5 protein-coding genes and 2 pseudogenes are annotated in these 3,559 nt (G+C 43.4%); 3 read left to right on the top strand and 4 right to left on the bottom strand.

Annotated elements, in window-relative coordinates; all coding sequences use genetic code 11:
• Nucleotides 1–232 precede the first annotated feature (232 nt).
• Complete coding sequence (locus tag ACNQS7_RS00120; RefSeq protein WP_001421937.1) at nt 233–427, top strand: YlcI/YnfO family protein; 195 nt, start codon at nt 233–235, stop codon at nt 425–427.
• Nucleotides 428–591: 164 nt separating this feature from the next.
• Here the strand turns inward: ACNQS7_RS00120 and ybcW are convergent, their stop codons facing one another.
• A complete protein-coding gene (ybcW, locus tag ACNQS7_RS00115) occupies nt 592–798 on the bottom strand; it encodes a protein YbcW (protein ID WP_001031427.1) in 207 nt (68 codons plus the stop codon).
• Between the two features lie 243 nt (nt 799–1,041).
• Here ybcW and ACNQS7_RS00110 point away from each other — a divergent pair, with 243 nt between their 5' ends.
• On the top strand, nt 1,042–1,494 hold the full coding sequence (locus tag ACNQS7_RS00110; protein WP_223248938.1) for a DUF1398 domain-containing protein: 453 nt from the start codon (nt 1,042–1,044) through the stop codon (nt 1,492–1,494).
• Between the two features lie 289 nt (nt 1,495–1,783).
• Nucleotides 1,784–2,077, top strand: coding sequence for a serum resistance lipoprotein Bor (gene bor, locus ACNQS7_RS00105; RefSeq protein WP_000738492.1), 294 nt, complete (start codon nt 1,784–1,786; stop codon nt 2,075–2,077).
• 31 nt (nt 2,078–2,108) lie between these two features.
• Here the strand turns inward: bor and rzpD are convergent.
• From rzpD to ACNQS7_RS00090, 3 genes and pseudogenes are all read right to left on the bottom strand, one after another.
• Nucleotides 2,109–2,569: pseudogene (gene rzpD / locus ACNQS7_RS00100) on the bottom strand (prophage endopeptidase RzpD).
• Nucleotides 2,566–3,042 (bottom strand): glycoside hydrolase family protein, encoded by a 477-nt coding sequence (locus tag ACNQS7_RS00095; protein WP_000229403.1) that lies wholly within the window; start codon nt 3,040–3,042, stop codon nt 2,566–2,568. The pseudogene rzpD and the gene ACNQS7_RS00095 overlap by 4 nt, the downstream one beginning before the upstream one ends.
• Nucleotides 3,026–3,343 (bottom strand): annotated as a pseudogene (locus ACNQS7_RS00090) (phage holin, lambda family). The gene ACNQS7_RS00095 and the pseudogene ACNQS7_RS00090 overlap by 17 nt, the downstream one beginning before the upstream one ends.
• Nucleotides 3,344–3,559 lie beyond the last annotated feature (216 nt).

The raw sequence follows: 3,559 nt of genomic DNA, 5'->3' as shown, positions 1-3,559 counted from the left end.
CTTACGGTTCACTACTCACGACGATGTTTTTTTTGGTACCTTTTTTTTCACCGGAAAGGACCCGTAAAGTGATAATGATTATCATCTACATATCACAACGTGCGTGGAGGCCATCAAACCACGTCAAATAATCAATTATGACGCAGGTATCGTATTAATTGATCTGCATCAACTTAACGTAAAAACAACTTCAGACAATACAAATCAGCGACACTGAATACGGGGCAACCTCATGTCAACGAAGAACAGAACCCGCAGAACAACAACCCGCAACATCCGCTTTCCTAACCAAATGATTGAACAAATTAACATCGCTCTTGAGCAAAAAGGGTCCGGGAATTTCTCAGCCTGGGTCATTGAAGCCTGCCGTCGGAGACTAACGTCAGAAAAGAGAGCATATACATCAATTAAAAGTGATGAAGAATGAACATCCCGCGTTCTTCCCTCCGAACAGGACGATATTGTAAATTCACTTAATTACGAGGGCATTGCAGTAATTGAGTTGCAGTTTTACCACTTTCCTGACAGTGACAGACTGCGTGTTGGCTCTGTCACAGACTAAATAGTTTGAATGATTAGCAGTTATGGTGATCAGTCAACCACCAGGGAATAATCCTTCATATTATTATCGTGCTTCACCAACGCTGCCTCAATTGCTCTGAATGCTTCCAGAGACACCTTATGTTCTATACATGCAATTACAACATCAGGGTAACTCATAGAAATGGTGCTATTAAGCATATTTTTTACACGAATCAGATCCACGGAGGGATCATCAGCAGATTGTTCTTTATTCATTTTGTCGCTCCATGCGCTTGCTCTTCATCTAGCGGTTAAAATATTACTTCAAATCTTTCTGTATGAAGATTTGAGCACGTTGGCCTTACATACATCTGTCGGTTGTATTTCCCTCCAGAATGCCAGCAGGACCGCACTTTGTTACGCAACCAATACTATTAAGTGAAAACATTCCTAATATTTGACATAAATCATCAACAAAACACAAGGAGGTCAGACCAGATTGAAACGATAAAAACGATAATGCAAACTACGCGCCCTCGTATCACATGGAAGGTTTTACCAATGGCTCAGGTTGCCATTTTTAAAGAAATATTCGATCAAGTGCGAAAAGATTTAGACTGTGAATTGTTTTATTCTGAACTAAAACGTCACAACGTCTCACATTATATTTACTATCTAGCCACAGATAATATTCACATCGTGTTAGAAAACGATAACACCGTGTTAATAAAAGGACTTAAAAAGGTTGTAAATGTTAAATTCTCAAGAAACACGCATCTTATAGAAACGTCCTATGATAGGTTGAAATCAAGAGAAATCACATTTCAGCAATACAGGGAAAATCTTGCTAAAGCAGGAGTTTTCCGATGGGTTACAAATATCCATGAACATAAAAGATATTACTATACCTTTGATAATTCATTACTATTTACTGAGAGCATTCAGAACACTACACAAATCTTTCCACGCTAAATCATAACGTCCGGTTTCTTCCGTGTCAGCACCGGGGCGTTGGCATAATGCAATACGTGTACGCGCTAAACCCTGTGTGCATCGTTTTAATTATTCCCGGACACTCCCGCAGAGAAGTTCCCCGTCAGGGCTGTGGACATAGTTAATCCGGGAATACAATGACGATTCATCGCACCTGACATACATTAATAAATATTAACAATATGAAATTTCAACTCATTGTTTAGGGTTTGTTTAATTTTCTACACATACGATTCTGCGAACTTCAAAAAGCATCGGGAATAACACCATGAAAAAAATGCTACTCGCTACTGCGCTGGCCCTGCTTATTACAGGATGTGCTCAACAGACGTTTACTGTTCAAAACAAACCGGCAGCAGTAGCACCAAAGGAAACCATCACCCATCATTTCTTCGTTTCTGGAATTGGGCAGAAGAAAACTGTCGATGCAGCCAAAATTTGTGGCGGCGCAGAAAATGTTGTTAAAACAGAAACCCAGCAAACATTCGTAAATGGATTGCTCGGTTTTATTACTTTAGGCATTTATACTCCGCTGGAAGCGCGTGTGTATTGCTCACAATAATTGCATGAGTTGCCCATCGATATGGGCAACTCTATCTGCACTGCTCATTAATATACTTCTGGGTTCCTTCCAGTTGTTTTTGCATAGTGATCAGCCTCTCTCTGAGGGTGAAATAATCCCGTTCAGCGGTGTCTGCCAGTCGGGGGAGGCTGCATTATCCACGCCGGAGGCGGTGGTGGCTTCACGCACTGACTGACAGACTGCTTTGATGTGCAACCGACGACGACCAGCGGCAACATCATCACGCAGAGCATCATTTTCAGCTTTAGCATCAGCTAACTCCTTCGTGTATTTTGCATCGAGCGCAGCAACATCACGCTGACGCATCTGCATGTCAGTAATTGCCGCGTTCGCCAGCTTCAGTTCTCTGGCATTTTTGTCGCGCTGGGCTTTGTAGGTAATGGCGTTATCACGGTAATGATTAACAGCCCATGACAGGCAGACGATGATGCAGATAACCAGAGCGGAGATAATCGCGGTGACTCTGCTCATACATCAATCTCTCTGACCGTTCCGCCCGCTTCTTTGAATTTTGCAATCAGGCTGTCAGCCTTATGCTCGAACTGACCATAACCAGCGCCCGGCAGTGAAGCCCAGATATTGCTGCAACGGTCGATTGCCTGACGGATATCACCACGATCAATCATAGGTAAAGCGCCACGCTCCTTAATCTGCTGCAATGCCACAGCGTCCTGACTTTTCGGAGAGAAGTCTTTCAGGCCAAGCTGCTTGCGGTAGGCATCCCACCAACGGGAAAGAAGCTGGTAGCGTCCGGCGCCTGTTGATTTGAGTTTTGGGTTTAGCGTGACAAGTTTGCGAGGGTGATCGGAGTAATCAGTAAATAGCTCTCCGCCTACAATGACGTCATAACCATGATTTCTGGTTTTCTGACGTCCGTTATCAGTTCCCTCCGACCACGCCAGCATATCGAGGAACGCCTTACGTTGATTATTGATTTCTACCATCTTCTACTCCGGCTTTTTTAGCAGCGAAGCGTTTGATAAGCGAACCAATCGAGTCAGTACCGATGTAGCCGATAAACACGCTCGTTATATAAGCGAGATTGCTACTTAGTCCGGCGAAGTCGAGAAGGTCACGAATGAACTAGGCGATAATGGCGCACATCGTTGCGTCGATTACTGTTTTTGTAAACGCACCGCCATTATATCTGCCGCGAAGGTACGCCATTGCAAACGCAAGGATTGCCCCGATGCCTTGTTCCTTTGCCGCGAGAATGGCGGCCAACAGGTCATGTTTTTCTGGCATCTTCATGTCTTACCCCCAATAAGGGGATTTGCTCTATTTAATTAGGAATAAGGTCGATTACTGATAGAACAAATCCAGGCTACTGTGTTTAGTAATCAGATTTGTTCGTGACCGATATGCACGGGCAAAACGGCAGGAGGTTGTTAGCGCAAAAAAAAAATTCCAAAAAAAAAATTCCAAAAAAAAAAAGCGACTAACAAACACAATCTGATGGCA

The organism is Mycobacterium sp. 23 (genome assembly GCF_048287075.1).
GTDB lineage: Bacteria > Actinomycetota > Actinomycetes > Mycobacteriales > Mycobacteriaceae > Mycobacterium > Mycobacterium gordonae_B.
Note: the sequence above shows the minus strand (reverse complement) of the source record. Positions and strands in the feature narration are given on the sequence as shown.